Source organism: Miltoncostaea oceani, assembly GCF_018141545.1.
In the GTDB taxonomy this organism is placed as follows: domain Bacteria; phylum Actinomycetota; class Thermoleophilia; order Miltoncostaeales; family Miltoncostaeaceae; genus Miltoncostaea; species Miltoncostaea oceani.
The window spans coordinates 2,483,300-2,498,737 of record NZ_CP064356.1; the positions used below are offsets into that span (position 1 = coordinate 2,483,300).

A 15,438-nucleotide genomic window follows, 5' to 3' on the forward strand; every position below is an offset into this window, starting at 1 on the left:
GGGTGCCGGCGTCGGACGGAACGGAGGGTGCGGCGGACCCCACCGTCGTCGTCCTCAACTGGCGGACCACGCCGATGACCGTGAGGTCCGTCCGCGCCCTGGGCGACGCCGGCATCGGCCCGGACCGCGTCGTCGTCGTCGACAACGGCTCCGGAACCGGCGCCGAGCAGGAGCTGCGGGAGGCGCTCCCCGGATGCCGGATCCTGGCGTTGCCGGAGAACCTGGGTTACGCCCGGGCCAGCAATCTGGGCGCCGCGCTCGACCCCGGTGCGCCGGCCTACCTGTTCGTCAACAGCGACGCCTTCGCGCGGGGGCGTCGATCGATCACGGCGCTGACCGAGGCGCTCTCCCGCCCTGGCACAGGCGTCGCCGTGCCCCGCCTCCTGGACGAGGGGCTGACGCTCCAGCCATCCGTCCGGCCCTTCCCCGGTCCGACGGTCGCGCTCCTGCGCGCAACCGGGCTGGAGCGCCTCGTGCCCGATCGACGGCGTCCCGGACTGGGGTCGCGCTGGACTCACGACCGTTCGCGGACCGTCGACTTCGCGACGGGTGCGGTGATGATGGTGCGTGGCGACGTCTGGCGGCTGCTCGGAGGTTTCTCGGAGACGGGATTCTTCTACGGGGAGGACATGGACCTCTGTTGGCGAGCCCGCCAGCGCGGCTGGGACACGTGGTTCGCCCACGACTCGGAGTGGATCCACCTGGGGGAGGGGTCGTCCCGACATGCCTGGGACGACGCGGCGCGCTGGGAGCGGATCGGCCGTGCCGAGGCCCGGGTCATCCGCGCACACCGCTCGCCAGCGTCGGCCGAGCTGACCCTCGCGCTCCTGCGCGCGGGGCTGTCGATGCGCGCGCGCGTATGGCGGATCGCGCGCCAACAGGCACGCGCGGCGGCATGGACGGCGCAGGCGCGGGGGTACTCGGACCGCTGCCCGGATCCGCGCGGCGACGGACCCGCGTGAGCCCGGCGGGCACCGCCGGGCTGCAATGATCAGGGGGTGAGTCGAGGCGCGGAGCGGTCGGACGGCACAGGCGGCGGGCAGAGCACCGAGCAGGTCGGCGGTACGCCGGGCGCGGGCGACGCGACGGGGCTCGGCGACTCACTGAGGACGCTGCGCCACCTGGGAAGGGATCTGGCGTCGGTGCCGTCCGCGATCCGTGAGGCGCCGGACCGCGCCGCCATGCGACCCCGTCGGGGGATCGCCATGGGCACGCCGGGACGCGGCCCGCGGAGGGCGATGAGGGCGGCGGCGTGGCCCGTGTTCGTGATCGTCGTCTCGGTGGCCGCGGCGGTCGCCGTCGGCCTCATCCGGTGAAGAACCCGGGGTCGCCTACTCGGCGTACCTCAGGGCGATCGCGGCCTCGGGGCCGGCGGCGCGGAAGGTGAGCGACTCCTCGAGGTAGAGGTTGACCGACGTGGCGTCGTGGTCGCGGTAGCCGATCGCGAGGTCCTGGCCGACGAGGAGCTCGAAGTCGCCGCCGCGCTGGGAGAGGAGGATCGCCCCCTCCACCGCGGGGGCCCACAGCACCGGGCCCTCCGTGATCAGCCGGAGGTGCTGGAGGATCGGGTAGCCGCCGTGCTGGGTCGTCTCGATCACCCCGGTGTAGCAGCGGGGGCCGAGGGCGAGGGCGTAGGGGCCGACGACGCCGGCGCGCTTCAGGGTCTCGACGGCCTTCGCGACGTGGTTCGGGTAGTGGTTGTAGTCCTCGGTGATCGTGATCGGCTCGTGCGTCGACGTCTCCACGAGGCCGCGGACGCCGGCGGGGGCGTAGCCGTTGAACACCAGGCGGTCCTCCGCCAGGGCGGCGCGGCGGGCGGCGTCGACGACGGGGTCCCAGTCGGCGTCGGGGGCGCCGCGCGACACGGAGTCGATCTCGTCGCGGTCGAGCGTGAACGGCGTGCGGAACTCGACGAGCGGCTGCACCAGGCGCAGGCGGCTCTCGACATCCTCGGCGGGGGGCGGGTCGTCGACGCGGGCGACGCGGCCGAGGCCGAGGGCGGAGCGCTCCCAGCCGTGGGGGCCGTCGAAGTCGACGAGCTTCCGCGCGGTGAGGAAGTGGGTCAGGGCGCGGCGCGCCTCGTCCTCGATCTCCCCCCACGCCCGGCCGTCGATCGGTGCGAGCTCGCGGTGGAGGTGGTTCATCACGAGACCATCCCGCGGAGGTCGCCGATGCCGAGGCCGCCGTCGGCGGAGGGGGCCGCGGGGGCTCCCCCACCACCGCCGCCGCCGCCCTCGATCTCGTCCTCGATCGCGGTGATGCTGCCGGTCGTGAAGAGGTACTCCCGCAGGTGGGTGTCGAGCGCGGGGTCGTTGCGGCGGAGCCACTCCAGGCTCATCGCGGCGTGCTCGGTCTCCTCGTCGCGGTTGTGCGCGAGGACCTCCTTCAGCTGCGGGTCCTTCGTCGCGTCGACGCGCTGGTCGTACCAGTCCATAGCCTCCAGCTCCTCCATGAGCGAGACGATCCCGCGGTGGCGCTCCATCGTCGCGGGACTGATGTCCTCGCGCGCCTCATGGAGTCCCATGCTCGAATCCGCCACCGTGGCCCCCTAGTCGTCGTCGGCGGGTGCCTCGCCGATGCCTCCGGCGAGCGGCACCCGGTCGCCGTCGACGACGAGGGTCGCCGACAGCACCTCCCAGTCGCGTCCGAGACGCGCCATCACCAGATCCACCTGCCCCTCGTCGGCGGGGCCCGAAACCGGCACGACCAGGTTCATCTGCGCGGGGCCGACCCCGCCGGGCACCTCGCCCTCCGGCGCGCCGACCTCCAGGGGGCGTCCCACGGCGCGCAGGACGGACGGGTGGCCCTGCACGTACCGGGTCGCGGCGCCCACGGCGTCGGTCCCCCGGCCGCGCCAGCCGCGGAAGAGGATCACGGCGGCGGCGACGAGGAACACCCACGCCGTCACGCCCGCGATCACCGACAGCGTCTCCTGCGACCCGTCGACCCGCCGGAACACGAACGCCACCACCAGGAAGATCCCGAACAGCCACGCCGCCGTGATCATCAGCGCGCGGTACGTGCCGGGGGCGAGGTTCACGCCGCGGCCCACTGCTCGGCGAGGCGTCCGAGGGTCGACCGGTACCGCGCGAACGACTCCTCGCGGCCGAGCAGCGCCAGGCTCTCGTAGGTGCCGGTCGAGACGGTGCGGCCCGTGACGGCGATGCGCTGCGGCTCCAGGAAGTCGCGGGCCGCCTCGCCCATCACGTGGAGCTGGTCCTGGAGGGCGTCCTTCACGGCCTCCGGCGTCCACTCCGGCAGGCTCTCGAGGCGCCCGAGGCCGCCGCCGATCACCTGGATCGAGTGCTTCACGTCGCGCATCAGGACGTCCCACGCCTCCGGCTCGATCTCGAGCGGGCGGAACAGCCAGCCGGCGAGGTCGTCGTACTCGGCGAACGTGCTGATCTTGCGCTTCACGAGCGGCGCGCTGGCGCGCACCAGCGCCTCGTCCTTGCCCTCCAGGTAGCCGGTCTGGCGCAGCCAGCCGACGAGGGCCTCCTCGAACTCCGGCGCGCTCATGAGGCGCAGGTGGCGGCCGTTGATGACCTTCAGCTTGGTCATGTCGAAGATCGCGGGGCTCTTCGAGACGCGGGTGATCGAGAACCCGTCGACCAGCTCCGGGACCGTGAACATCGTGGTCTTGTCGTCGAAGCTCCAGCCGAGCAGCGCCAGGGCGTTGACGGCGGCGCGCGGCAGGAAGCCGGCGGCCTCGAGGTCCTCCACCGACGCGGCGCCGTGGCGCTTGCTGAGGCGCTTCTTGTCGGGCCCGAGGATCAGCGGGATGTGGGCGTAGGCGGGGGTCTCGCCGCCGAGCGCCCGGATCACCATCATCTGCTTCGGCGTGTTCGAGATGTGGTCCTCGCCGCGCACGACGTGGGTGATCCCCATCTCCAGGTCGTCGACCGCGGCGGCCAGGTTGTAGGTCGGGGACCCGTCGGACCGCACGACCACGAAGTCCTCGATCGCCCCGTGCGAGAACGTGACCGGCCCGCGCACGTAGTCGTCGATGACCGTCTCGCCGGCGACGTCGACCGCGAAGCGCCACGCGGGGCGGCGGCCCTCGGCCTCGAACGCCGCGATCTCCTCGGGGGTGCGGTCCCGCTGCCCGCGCACGACCGGGGCCTTCTTGTCGGCGCGCGCCGCGACCCGCTGGGCCTCGAGCTCCTCGTCGGTCTCGTACGCCGGGTAGATCGCCCGCGTCTCGCGGAGGCGGTCAACGGCGGCCGCGTAGACGGCCCCGCGCTCGCTCTGGCGGAACGGGCCCTCGTCCCAGTCGAGGCCGAGCCACGTGAGGCAGCGGAGGATCTCCGCCTCGCTCTCCCCCGTCGAGCGCTCGGCATCGGTGTCCTCGAGCCGCAGCACGAAGGTGCCGCCCGTGTTGCGGGCGATCAGCCAGTTGAAGAGCGCGGTGCGCGCACCCCCCACGTGCAGGCTGCCGGTCGGGCTGGGCGCGAAGCGCACACGAGCCGGTCCGGTGATGTCAGGGCGAGGGGTCCGGGCCACGCCCCGTAGGATAGCGACGTGCGATTCGGCGCCCACGTCTCCTCCTCCGGTGGCATCAGCAAGGCCATCGGCCGCGGCGCCGAGCTCGGCTGCGAATCGCTGCAGGTCTTCACGCACAACCCCCGCACGTGGCGGCCGATCAACCACAGCGACGACGAGATCGCCGCCTTCCGCGCCGGCGCCGCCGCGCACGGCATGGAGCCGCTCGTCAGCCACGGCCTCTACCTCATCAACCTCGGCGCCCCCGACCGCGAGGTCCCGAGCGGCCCCCCCGGCAAGCCGGCGACGACGACGCGCAACATCTACCGCGCGTCGGTCGAGAGCCTCGTGCAGCACCTGACCATCGGCGAGCGGCTCGGCCTGCAGGGCGTGGTGCTGCACGTCGGGTCGTCGAAGGGGTCGGACGAGGCGGAGGCGATCGGCCGGATCGGCGAGGGCATCGCCGAGGCCCTCGCGACCGCTCCCGGCGACTGCGCCGTCCTGCTGGAGAACACCGCCGGCGCGGGCGACACGATCGGCCGCAGCTTCGCCCAGCTCCGCGCGGTGGCCGACGCCGCCGGCGGGGGCCCGCGGCTCGGGTTCTGCCTCGACTCGCAGCACCTGTTCGCCTCGGGGTACCCGGTGCACGAACCCCGCGGCATCGACCGCGTGCTGGAGGAGTTCGACGAGGTCGTCGGCCTGTCGCGGCTCCGGTGCCTGCACCTCAACGACTCCATGACGGCCTTCGGGTCGAACCGCGACCGCCACGAGAACATCGGCGACGGCGGGATCGGCGAGGACGGCATGCGCAGCATCCTGGGATGCCCCGCCCTCCAGGGGCTCCCCGTGATCCTGGAGGTCCCGGGGCTGGAGGGCACCGGACCCGATGCCGAGAACATGGCACGGGTGCGGCGGCTCCACGCGGAGGGCCTCGCCGCCAGGTGAATTACTGACTGGCGTGGTTATAAGCCCGTAAGTTCATTCGCGTCCCGCGCAGCCGATGCACATGGTCATGAGGGCGTGGCGCATCCTGTTGGCCGTCTCCGTCGCGGCCGTCGGCGCGGTGATCGTCCTGAGCCTCCTCGCCCCCGGGCTGGCCGGCCGGATCGCGCTCGCCGAGTGGGGGCAGGCGCTCGCCGAGGCCGCGGGCGCCGCCGCCTGCGCCGTCGCCGCGTCGCACACCCGTGGACGCGCCCGCCTGGTCTGGGTGCTGTTCGCGACCGGCCAGGCGACGTGGGCCGCCACCGACGCCCTCGCGGGCGCGACGGTGCTGCTCGACATCGAGGTGGCCGAGGTCAGCGCGCTCGACGCCGGCTGGCTCGTCTTCTACGTCCCGATGCTCGGCGCGGTCTGCATCCTCTACCGCCACCTGCGCCCGGAGCGGGGGTGGCAGGGCCTGCTCGACGGGTTGATCGTCACGGTCGCCACCGCGGCGGTCGCATGGACGGCGCTGCTCAGCCCCCTCGCGCGCGACGCCTCCGGCGGCCTCGTCGGGACGCTCGTGGCGCTGCTCTACCCGGCGCTCGACATGACGTGCCTCGCCGCCCTCGGCTGGATCATCCTGCGCCACGGCTCGCGCAGCCCCGTCTGGCTGCGCTGGGTGGTCGCGGCCTTCGCGTTGCAGAGCGCCGCGGGCCTGGCGTACGTCACCGCGACGCTCCTCGGCCACGACATCGCCGTCGCCGCCGCGGGCATCTACATGGCCGCCGGGTTCACGTGGGTCGCGGCGGGCCTCGCGCGGCGGCGGGCGGCGGAGCGCACCTGGGCCGCGGGCCTGCACGACGCCCCGCCGGTCTGGAGCCAGACCCTCCCCTTCGTGCTCGGCATGGCCGTCGTGCTGCTGGGCGTCGTGCGGCCCGAGACGGAGCTGCGCATCGCGGCCGGGGTCGGGGCCGTGCTGATGGGCGTCCGCTCGATCGAGGCGCTGCGCGTGGCGCGCGGCCTGCTCGCCGAACGCGACCGCCTCCTCGTCACGGACCCCCTCACCGGCGCCTTCAACCGGCGCTTCCTCGCCCACGAGAGCGGCCGGGCGTTCGCGGCGGCGGAGCGCAACGACGACCACCTCGCGGCGATCGCCCTCGACCTCGACCACTTCAAGTCGGTGAACGACCGGCTCGGCCACGGCGTCGGCGACCAGCTGCTGCAGACCGTCGCCCGGGCGATCCGCAGCCAGCTGCGCGCGAGCGACCTGCTCTGCCGCCTCGGCGGCGACGAGTTCCTGATCCTCTGCCCCGCCACCGACGGTGACGGCGCCCTCGCGGTCGCCGAGCGGATCCGCGTGCAGGTGCGCGACTGCGCGCAGCGCCTCGTCCCGGAGATCCCGGTGACCACGTCGCTCGGCATCGCGACGTTCCCCGCCGACGCCGCCGACCCGGCCGACCTGATGCGCGCCGCCGACGACGCGCTCTACGCCGCGAAGGCCCTCGGCCGCGACGTCGCGGCCCGCTACGTGGGCCCGCCCCCGGAGCTCGTCCCGGGCTGATCGCGCGGGGCCCGGCCGGGGCGTTGGTACAGTCGTCGGGCGGGCGCGCGTCCCGTCCCGCGGGTGTAGCTCAATGGTAGAGCAATGGCCTTCCAAGCCATCGACGGGGGTTCGACTCCCCTCACCCGCTCTGCGCCGTGCGGCGACGCCGGCCGGACACGCGTACTCCCTACGGATGCCGGTCCCGGTCCGCCGTGTGATCGTGGCCTCATGCGGGCCCGGCGGATGATCGCGATCGTGACGGTGGCGTCCTGCCTCGCCACGCCGGCGGTCGCCGGTGCGGCGAGGGTGTGGCAGCCCGCGCTCACGATCACGCCGCGCGGGGCGCAGCCCGGCGACCCCGCGGCGGCCGCGGGGACGGGGGGCGAGGGGCTCGCCGCGTTCACCGTGGACCACGCCGGCCGCGCGCAGGTGGAGGCGCGGGTGCGTGTGCCGGACGTCCGCGCGCCCTGGGCGCGGCTGGTGCTGTCCGGGACCTTCCCCGTGCGGCCCCCGCCGCCCGTGGCCGCGATCGAACCGGGCGGGAGGGCGTTCGTCGCGTGGAGGGTCCCCGGGGGCGGTGTGCGCGCAGCCGTGCGGGACCGGCCGCGTGGCGCGTGGCGGGTGGTGCCCGTCGCGGCCGGCGGCGCGACCGACGACGAGTTCCGCTCGTTCACCGGCGCCGCGGCGGCGATGCAGGGCGGGACCGTCCTGTCGACGCTGGCGTGGGCGGAGCGGACAGGCGGAGCGTGGACGGTGCGGGTCGCCCGGCGGGCGGGGACCGGCGCGGTGTGGGGCGAGTCGCCGCGGCTCCCGCTGCCCGCGGGCGCCGACGGGCCGTCGGTGGCCGTCGCCGCCGACGGCACCGTCACCGCCGCCTGGTCGATCCCGGCGACCCCCGCGCCGTTCGAGGGCGGCGGCATCCAGGCGGCCGTCGCGACGCCGGACGGCGGCTGGACACCCACGGTCACGCTCTCCGCCGACGGCCTGCTCCCCTCGGCGGCGGCCACCTCCGGTGGGCGCGCGGCCGTCGCGTGGGAGGACCACGGCGGGCCGGTGCCGACCGTGACGGTCGCCGAGGCCGGCGCCGGGACGACGTGGGGGGCGCCCCGGCCGGTGGCCCCCGGCCAGGCGCCGCGCATCGCGGGCAACCCCTCGGGGGACCTCGCGATGACGTGGGCGGGACCGGGCACCGCCGACGCCACGCCGATCCTCGCCGCGGTCCGCCCGGCGCTCGGCGCGTGGCCGGCGCCGGCGACACTGACGGCCGGCGTCGGGCTCACCCGCATCGAGGCGTCGCTCGCGCGGGTCGCCATCGGCGGCACCGGCCGGGCGTTCGTGGGCGTGCTCGACCAGGAGGGACCCGGCTCGGCGACGGTCGTCCTCGGGGCCGCACGGGCCGGCGAGCGGTGGTCGATCGTCGGGCAGCCGGTCGGCGGCGACGAGTTCGGCGTCGCGATCTCGGCATCGGCGGGCGGCAACGGGCTGGCCGTGCTCCCCACGTACGACCCGCTCCTCGCGAGGGACTTCGACGGCTACGGGCGGCCGGTGATCACGGCGGGCCTCGCGGGCGCACGACGCGGCGGCGGCACGGTGGCGTGGACCGCCGTCGTCCGCAACCGCGGGCGCTTCACCGCGCGGTCGGTGACCCTGCGCCTCGGCGTCTGCTGCGGCACGCGCCTGCTGTCGGCCCACCCCGCCGGCGTCCGATCGGGACCGCAGGTCACCTGGACGTTCCCGCACCTCGCGCCGGGTCGCTCCCTCACGATCCGCCTCACGCTGCGGCACCCCCATCCCGGCCCGGTTCCCCGCCTCAGCGGCACGGTGGACGCCGTCGCACGGCCGCCGACGTTCGTGACGGCGACCGCACGGGGCTGAGGTCCCGGCGCCCCGGCCCCGGGGCACCCGTGGGGGGTGCCCCGCGTCCTCCGGTGGTGGGAGAGTGGGCCATGGCCCGCCGCCGCGCAGTCCTCGCCCTGATGACGGCCGGGATGCTCGCCGCCGTCGCCGCGGTCGTCCCCGTGGCGTCCGCCGCCCGCGTGTGGCACCCGACCCTGACGATCGTGCCGCCCGGCCCCGAGCCGGGCGACCCGTCGGCGGCCGACGGCGGCGGGGGGCGGTCGCTCGTGGCCTACCCCACCCGGGCGGGCCGCCGGTCGCAGGTCGAGGCGCGGCTGCGCGACGGGCCGGTCGCCCGGTGGACGCGGGTCGTCCTGTCGGGCACCTACCCGTCGGTCGTCGGGACGCCCGCCGCCGCGCTCGACGGCACCGGCCGGGGGTTCGTGGCGTGGCGGGTGCCCGGCGGCCCGGTGCGGGCCGCCGTCCGTGACGTGCCCGGCGGCCCGTGGCGGGTGGTGCCCGTCGCGCCGGGAGGGACGGCGGGCACGGGGTTCGGGGACGCCGTCGCGCGGATCCGCAACGGCGACGGCCGCGGCGCCGTGATCTGGGCGGAGGGGACGACCGCGGTGCGCGCCGCGAGCCGTCCGGGGCTCCGCGCCGCGTGGACCGAGACGCCCACCCTCCCCCTCGACCCGGGGGCGTCGCGTCCCTCGATCGCCCTGTCGACCGACGGCACCGCCGTCGCGGCGTGGACCGTCCCGCAGGGCGCGGGGTTCTTCGCCACCGGCCCGCTGCGCGCCGCGGTGCGCGCCGCCGACGGCACGTGGTCGGCGCCGGTGACGCTCGCGCCGGGCGGCGCGCTCGCGGCCTCGGCGGGCGCCGGCGACGCCGGCCGCGCCGTCGTCGCCTGGGAGGACCGGACCGGCGGGACGTCGCAGGTCCTCGTCGCCGAGAAGCCGTTCGGGCAACCCTGGGGGGCGGCGGTCGACGTGGCCGCCGGGGAGGTCCCCCGCGTCGCGGCGAACGTCGCGGGCGACCTCGTGCTGACGTGGGCGGGGCCGGGGACACCCGACGCCACGCCCATCCTCGCGGTGGTGCGGCCCGCCGGCGCCCCGTGGCCCGCGCCGACGGTGCTCACCCCCGGCCGCGACCAGACGTGGGTGGAGGCCTCGCTGGCGCGCCTCGCGATCGGCGGCGGGGCGCGGGCGTTCGTGGCGTGGCTCGACCCCCAGGGACCGGGGTCGGCGGAGGTGAACCTGGCGGCGGCGAAGGCCGGTGAGCCGTGGGAGCGGTCGGCGCGGCAGGTGCGCAGCGACGAGACCGGGTTCGCGCTGTCGGCGTCCTTCTCCAACGCCCTGGCGGTGTCGCCCGTCGAGACGACGGAGGGGTACCGGCTCGACGCGTACGACTACGACGGTTTCGCGCGGCCCCGGGTGTCGGCCCGGCTCGGGGGGGTCCGGCGGGCCGACGACACCACCGGCTGGACGGCCGTGCTGCGCAACACGGGCCGGGCGCCGGCGGTGGACGCACGCCTCACCCTCACGATCTGCTGCGGCGTGCGGCTGGTGTCGGCGTCGCCGGCGGGCACCCGGTCCGGGACCTCCGTCGCGTGGACGGTGCCGCGCATCCCGCCGGGCGGGACGTCGGTGGTGCGCCTCGTCACCCGCCCGGACACGCGGCTGTCGGGGTTCACGCGGGCGGTGGCCGCCGCGCCGGTCGCCGTGACGGCGACCGTGCGCGGCTGACCCGGCGCGCTAGTCGCCCTTGACGAGGACCGCGGACAGGATTCCCTGCCCGCCGTCGCTGACGCTCACGACCTTCCAGCCGTCGTCGGCACGCGCCGTGAGCTGCGCCGCCAGCGCGTCCGCCGATCCGGTCTCGACCGCGTACTCGGGGGAGGGGATCTCGGGGTCGCCCTCCTTCGCGAAGCGGTTCTTGAAGTGGTTGTAGGGCCGCACGACCAGGAAGAAGACGACGGCGGCGATGATGAGGAACGTCAGCACGGCGTTGATGAAGAGGCCGTACTGGAACCGGCTGCCGTTGATGGTGAAGTCGAGCTCGGAGAAGTCGGGCTGACCACCGATGGCCGCGATCAGCGGGGTGACGACGTTGGCGACGAAGGCGGCGATCACGGCACCGAACGCGGTGGCGATGACGACCGCGACGGCGAGGGCGACGACGTCCCCCTTGAGCACGAACTCCTTGAAGTCCTTCACGGCGTTCTTCATTGGCTTCCTCCTCTGCGGCGGCGGGCGATGGGCGACACGGACGGTCCGGTCTCCGCAACCCTAGTCCCGGCGGGGGCCGGCGTCCCGGCCGCCGGGCCACATCCGGCTCAGTCGGAGACGGCCACCAGCACGCCGATCAGGATGGTGAGGGCGACGACCCCCAGCTCGATGAACCCGAGCGCGCGCCCGACCCGTGCGCGCTGCTCGCCGGCGAGCTCGGGGTCGGCGGCGATCTCCCGCAGGGCCTGGTTGGCGACGACGATGGCGATGACGGACACGACGACGGGGATCGTCACGAAGCCGGCGGCGCCGAGGATCAGGGCGACCGTCGCCCGGCGCGACTCGGGCCGCGGCCCGGCGACCGGACGGGACGCCGGCGGTGGCGCGCCGGACCCGGCGCGCTCGGCGGGGGCCTCGGCGGTGTCCCACCCGCCGCCGGGGTCGGCCGCGGCCCCGGCGCCGGACCCGCCGTCGTCCGTCTCCCCGGCGGGCAGCGCCTCCACGGCGTCGCGCACCACCCCCGGCGGGGGCGCGGCGTTGCGGTGGTCGATCAGCAGGCCGTCGAGGGCCGCGTCGACGGCCTCGGGGTCGAGGTCGCCGAGCTCCTCGCGGTAGCGGTCACCCGCTCCGGGCTCGCCCGGCCAGGTCGATTCGATGCGGTCGGCGATGCGCCGCCACTGCTCGTCGCTCACGCCGCCAGGCTACTCCGCGGCGGGCCCGCGCCGACCGGCCGCGGGGGGGTGCCGGAGGTCGCGGACGGGATCGCCACAGGTGCCCTGCGGTGGCGATCCCGTCCGACCGGCGGCCGGACCTCCGCCGTGGGTCCGCGTGAGCGGACCCTCCCCTACGACCTCACCGCCCGCGGAAGGTCGGAACGATCTCGCGGATCAGTTGATCCGGCGTTGGTGCCCGGTCCACTCCCGTTCGCGCAGCTCGAACTTGCGGACCTTGCCGGTGGAGGTGCGGGGCAGCTCGTCGACGACCTCGAAGGCGTCGGGGCACTTGTAGGCGGCGAGGCGTCCCCGGACGTGTGCGGTGAGCTCGTCGGCGCCGGCGGACGCCCCGGCGCGGAGCACCACGAACGCCTTCGGGCGTTCGCCCCAGCGGTCGTCGGGGATGCCGATGACGGCGGCCTCGAGCACGGCGGGGTGGCTCGTCACGGCCTGCTCCACCTCGATCGTCGAGATGTTCTCCCCGCCGGAGATGACGACGTCCTTCGCCCGGTCGCGCAGCTCGATGTAGCCGTCGGGGTGGTGCACGCCGAGGTCGCCCGAGTGGAACACGCCGCCGCGGAACGCCGCCGCGGTGCCCTCGGGGTCGGCGAAGTACCCCTTCATGACGTTGTTGCCGGTCATGACGACCTCGCCGACGGTGACGCCGTCGCGGGGGACGTCGGCGCCGTCGGGCCCGACGACGCGGATGGGGTCGGCCATCACCATCGCGACGCCCTGGCGCGACAGCAGCCGGGCGCGTTCGACGGGCTCCTCGCCGGCCCAGCCGAGCTGCCACTGGCAGACGGTGTGCGGCCCGTACGTCTCGGTGAGCCCGTAGACGTGGACGACCCGTGCGCCGAGGGCCTCCGTCTGGGCGAGCACCGTCGGGTTGGGCGGGGCCGCCGCCGTCATGACGCACAGCGGGTGGTCGAGGGGGTGGGCGCCGGGGTCGTTGACCAGCATGGAGAGCACGGCGGGGGCGCCGTTGAGGTGGGTGATCCCCTCCTCGTCGATGAGGCGCCAGATCGCGTCGCCGCGCACGGCGCGCAGGCACACCTGCACCCCGCCGGCGGCGACGATCGCCCACGGGTGGCACCAGCCGTTGCAGTGGAACATCGGGAGGGTCCACAGGTAGACGGTGTCGGGGCCGTGGGCGGCGGTGATGTTCTCGCCGAGGGCGTTGAGGTACGCGCCACGGTGGGTGTACATCACGCCCTTCGGCGCGCCCGTCGTGCCGGACGTGTAGTTGATGGCGATGGTGGCGTCCTCGTCGTCGACCCGCCACGGCAGCGACGCCGCGCCCTCCCCGCGCTCGCGGAGCGTCGCGTAGGGGGTGCCGGGCGCGCCGGGGTCGGCGCCGGTGCCGTCGTCGTCCCAGACGACCTCCCCCACCCCCATGCGGTCGATGACCGGGACGACGGAGCCCGCGAGAGCGGTGTCGGCCACGATCATCCGCGCGCCCGAGTGGAGGCAGATGGAGCGGACCTCCTCGGCGTGCAACCGGGTGTTGACGGCGACGAGCACCGCGCCGGCGAGCGGCACGGCGAAGTGCGCGACGAGCAGCGTGGGGGTGTTGGGGCACAGGTAGGCGACCCGGTCGCCGGGCCCGATGCCGGAGGCCCGCAGCCCCGCGGCGACCCGCTGCACCTCCGCGGCGAGGTCGCGGTAGGTCATGCGGACGTCGCCGTGCACCACGGCGGTGGCGTCGGCGAAGACGTCGGCGGAGCGCTCCAGCAGCAGGAGCGGCGTCAGCGGAGTGATGTGGACCGGGTGGGCGCTCATCGGGGGTTCCTACGGCCCCGGGCGCCGCCGGTCAAGCCCGGTCATGATGCCCCACCCGTGGAACCCGCCCTCCTCGTCCTCGCGCTGGTGGTGACCGTCGGCGCCGTCGCCGGCCTGTGCCGCCGCTTCGGGTGGTCGCCGCCGCCGGTGCTGGTGCTGGTCGGCATCCTCGCGTCGTTCCTGCCGGCGGTGCCGGAGTTCGAGCTCGACCCGGAGCTGGTGCTGATCGGGTTCCTGCCGCCCCTGCTCTACGCGGCGGCCATCCGGACGTCGTTCGTCGACTTCCGGGCGAACACGTACGCGATCCTGCTGCTGTCCGTCGGCGCCGTGATCGTCAGCACGTTCGCCGTCGGCCTGGTGGCGTGGTGGATCGTCCCGGGCGTCTCCCTGGCCGCCGCCCTCGCGCTCGGCGCGGTGGTCGCCCCGCCCGACGCGGTCGCGGCGACGGCGATCGCCCGCAAGGTGGGGATGCCCCGCCGGATCGTGACGATCCTGGAGGGCGAGAGCCTCGTGAACGACGCGACGGCGCTGGTGCTGCTGAGCGTCACGATCACGGCGATCACCGGCAGCGTGGGCGTCGGCGAGATCGGGTGGGAGTTCGTGCGCGCCGTGGGCGGCGGGATCGTGATCGGCGTGGTCGTGGCGCAGCTGCTGTCGTTCGTGCGGGCCCGCATCGACGACCCGGTGCTCGACACCCTGCTGTCGTTCACCGCCCCGTTCGTGGCGTTCCTGCCGGCGGAGGCGATCCACTCGTCGGGGGTGCTCGCCGTGGTGATCACGGGCCTCCTGCTCGGCCACCGGGCCCCGGTGCTGCAGTCGGCGGCGTCGCGGGTGAGCGAGAGCGTCAACTGGCGCACGGTCCAGTTCATGCTCGAGAACGTCGTGTTCCTGCTGATCGGGCTGCAGCTGCGGACGATCCTGCAGGACGTCGCCGACTCCGACCTCGGCCCGGGCCGCCTCGCCGCGATCTGCCTCACGGTGCTGGCGGCGGTGGTGGCGGTGCGGTTCGCCTACGTCTTCGGCTCGCAGGCGGTCCACCGCTTCGGCGGGCCCCGGATGCGCCGCCGGTCGTGGCCGACGAGCTCGTCGACGGTGGTGTCGTGGGCGGGGATGCGGGGCGTGGTGACGCTGGCGGCGGCGTTCCTGCTGCCGCCGGAGACGCCCCAGCGCGACGTGCTGCTGCTCGCGGCGTTCACGGTGGTGGCGGGGACGTTGCTGGTGCTGAGCCCGACGTTGCCGTGGCTGGTGCGCCGCCTCGGCCTCTCGGGCCCGGACGCGGCGGAGGACGCCCTGCAGGCCGCGGCCCTCGCCGACGAGGCGTCACGGGCGGGGCTGGCGCGCCTCGACCGGGTGCTGAAGGCGACGGATCCGCAGGAGGTCGTCGACGAGCTGCGCGAGCGGGCCCGGCGGCGGCCGAACATGATCTGGGAGCGCCTCGGCCGCTCGAACGACGTGCTGGAGCCCCCGTCCGCCGCCTACGTGCGGCTGCGGCTGGAGATGCTCGCCGCGGAGCGCGAGGCGATCATCGCCCGCCGCGACAGCGGCACCATCGACGACGAGGTGCTGCGCGAGGCGCTGGCGATGGTCGACCGGGAGGAGTCGCTGCTCGACCGGCTCGAGTCGGCGGAGCGGCGCATCGGCGAGGCGGAGCTCGTCGCCCCCGAGCGCACATCCGGCGACTGCGAGCACCTGCGCGCCGCACCCCGCACCGCCCGCGCCGCCACCCCCGGCGCGTGCGAGGACTGCCTGCGCGAGGGCACCCGCTGGGTCCACCTGCGGATGTGCCTCGCCTGCGGGCACGTCGGCTGCTGCGACAGCTCCGTCGGCCGCCACGCCGAACGCCACTTCCACGACGTCGGCCACCCCGTGATGCGCTCCATCGAGCCGGGCGAGGCGTGGCGGTGGTGCTACATCGACGAGCACCTCGGGTGAC

The 15,438-nt window shown here is 75.5% G+C and carries 14 protein-coding genes and 1 tRNA gene; 8 read left to right on the forward strand and 7 right to left on the reverse strand.

Annotated elements, in window-relative coordinates:
* Positions 1-2: 2 nt before the first annotated feature.
* On the forward strand, positions 3-962 hold the full coding sequence (locus IU369_RS12670) for a glycosyltransferase (RefSeq protein WP_281426180.1): 960 nt from the start codon (positions 3-5) through the stop codon (positions 960-962).
* Between the two features lie 36 nt (positions 963-998).
* A complete protein-coding gene (locus tag IU369_RS12675; protein ID WP_217921347.1) occupies positions 999-1,316 on the forward strand; it encodes a hypothetical protein in 318 nt (105 codons plus the stop codon).
* Between the two features lie 15 nt (positions 1,317-1,331).
* Here IU369_RS12675 and IU369_RS12680 read toward each other — a convergent pair whose 3' ends face one another.
* From IU369_RS12680 to gltX, 4 genes are read right to left on the reverse strand one after another with little or no spacing between them, the layout of a single operon-like run.
* A complete protein-coding gene (locus IU369_RS12680; protein WP_217921348.1) occupies positions 1,332-2,144 on the reverse strand; it encodes a family 1 encapsulin nanocompartment shell protein in 813 nt (270 codons plus the stop codon).
* On the reverse strand, positions 2,144-2,524 hold the full coding sequence (locus IU369_RS12685; RefSeq protein ID WP_217921349.1) for an encapsulin-associated ferritin-like protein: 381 nt from the start codon (positions 2,522-2,524) through the stop codon (positions 2,144-2,146). The genes IU369_RS12680 and IU369_RS12685 overlap by 1 nt, the downstream gene beginning before the upstream one ends.
* Positions 2,525-2,548: 24 nt before the next feature.
* Entirely contained in the window at positions 2,549-3,040 is a 492-nt protein-coding gene (locus tag IU369_RS12690; protein WP_217921350.1) for a cytochrome c oxidase assembly factor Coa1 family protein, read from the reverse strand.
* Complete coding sequence (gene gltX / locus IU369_RS12695; protein WP_217921351.1) at positions 3,037-4,503, reverse strand: glutamate--tRNA ligase; 1,467 nt, start codon at positions 4,501-4,503, stop codon at positions 3,037-3,039. Before gltX ends, IU369_RS12690 begins: the two co-directional genes overlap by 4 nt.
* A gap of 18 nt (positions 4,504-4,521) precedes the next feature.
* Between gltX and IU369_RS12700 the strand changes: the two genes are divergently transcribed.
* The 5 genes from IU369_RS12700 to IU369_RS12720 all read left to right on the forward strand — a co-directional run bounded on the left by IU369_RS12700 (position 4,522) and on the right by IU369_RS12720 (position 10,527).
* Positions 4,522-5,427, forward strand: a complete 906-nt coding sequence (locus tag IU369_RS12700) for a deoxyribonuclease IV (RefSeq protein WP_217921352.1) — start codon at positions 4,522-4,524, stop codon at positions 5,425-5,427.
* A gap of 67 nt (positions 5,428-5,494) precedes the next feature.
* Positions 5,495-6,964, forward strand: a complete 1,470-nt coding sequence (locus IU369_RS12705; RefSeq protein ID WP_217921353.1) for a GGDEF domain-containing protein — start codon at positions 5,495-5,497, stop codon at positions 6,962-6,964.
* A gap of 59 nt (positions 6,965-7,023) precedes the next feature.
* Positions 7,024-7,094: transfer RNA gene (locus IU369_RS12710), tRNA-Gly, on the forward strand.
* Positions 7,095-7,174: 80 nt separating this feature from the next.
* The gene (locus IU369_RS12715; RefSeq protein ID WP_217921354.1) at positions 7,175-8,821 is read left to right on the forward strand and encodes a hypothetical protein; all 1,647 of its coding nucleotides are present in this window, start codon (positions 7,175-7,177) and stop codon (positions 8,819-8,821) included.
* Between the two features lie 71 nt (positions 8,822-8,892).
* Positions 8,893-10,527, forward strand: a complete 1,635-nt coding sequence (locus tag IU369_RS12720; RefSeq protein ID WP_217921355.1) for a hypothetical protein — start codon at positions 8,893-8,895, stop codon at positions 10,525-10,527.
* A 9-nt stretch (positions 10,528-10,536) separates the two neighbouring features.
* Here the strand turns inward: IU369_RS12720 and mscL are convergent, their stop codons facing one another.
* The 3 genes from mscL to IU369_RS12735 all read right to left on the reverse strand — a co-directional run bounded on the left by mscL (position 10,537) and on the right by IU369_RS12735 (position 13,505).
* Positions 10,537-11,010 (reverse strand): large conductance mechanosensitive channel protein MscL, encoded by a 474-nt coding sequence (gene mscL / locus IU369_RS12725; protein WP_217921356.1) that lies wholly within the window; start codon positions 11,008-11,010, stop codon positions 10,537-10,539.
* A 107-nt stretch (positions 11,011-11,117) separates the two neighbouring features.
* A complete protein-coding gene (locus IU369_RS12730; RefSeq protein ID WP_217921357.1) occupies positions 11,118-11,702 on the reverse strand; it encodes a hypothetical protein in 585 nt (194 codons plus the stop codon).
* 195 nt (positions 11,703-11,897) lie between these two features.
* Positions 11,898-13,505 (reverse strand): AMP-binding protein, encoded by a 1,608-nt coding sequence (locus IU369_RS12735; protein ID WP_217921358.1) that lies wholly within the window; start codon positions 13,503-13,505, stop codon positions 11,898-11,900.
* A 57-nt stretch (positions 13,506-13,562) separates the two neighbouring features.
* Between IU369_RS12735 and IU369_RS12740 the strand changes: the two genes are divergently transcribed.
* On the forward strand, positions 13,563-15,437 hold the full coding sequence (locus IU369_RS12740) for a Na+/H+ antiporter (RefSeq protein ID WP_217921359.1): 1,875 nt from the start codon (positions 13,563-13,565) through the stop codon (positions 15,435-15,437).
* Position 15,438: the final 1 nt, after the last annotated feature.

Bases quoted from the DNA above. Each gene is read 5' to 3' on its own strand.
- IU369_RS12715 (WP_217921354.1), top strand. From the start codon at position 7,175: ATGCGGGCCCGGCGGATGATCGCGATCGTGACGGTGGCGTCCTGCCTC.
- IU369_RS12720 (WP_217921355.1), top strand. From the start codon at position 8,893: ATGGCCCGCCGCCGCGCAGTCCTCGCCCTGATGACGGCCGGGATGCTC.
- IU369_RS12680 (WP_217921348.1), bottom strand. From the start codon at position 2,144: ATGAACCACCTCCACCGCGAGCTCGCACCGATCGACGGCCGGGCGTGG.
- IU369_RS12705 (WP_217921353.1), top strand. From the start codon at position 5,495: ATGAGGGCGTGGCGCATCCTGTTGGCCGTCTCCGTCGCGGCCGTCGGC.
- mscL (WP_217921356.1), bottom strand. From the start codon at position 11,010: ATGAAGAACGCCGTGAAGGACTTCAAGGAGTTCGTGCTCAAGGGGGAC.
- IU369_RS12735 (WP_217921358.1), bottom strand. From the start codon at position 13,505: ATGAGCGCCCACCCGGTCCACATCACTCCGCTGACGCCGCTCCTGCTG.
- IU369_RS12685 (WP_217921349.1), bottom strand. From the start codon at position 2,524: ATGGGACTCCATGAGGCGCGCGAGGACATCAGTCCCGCGACGATGGAG.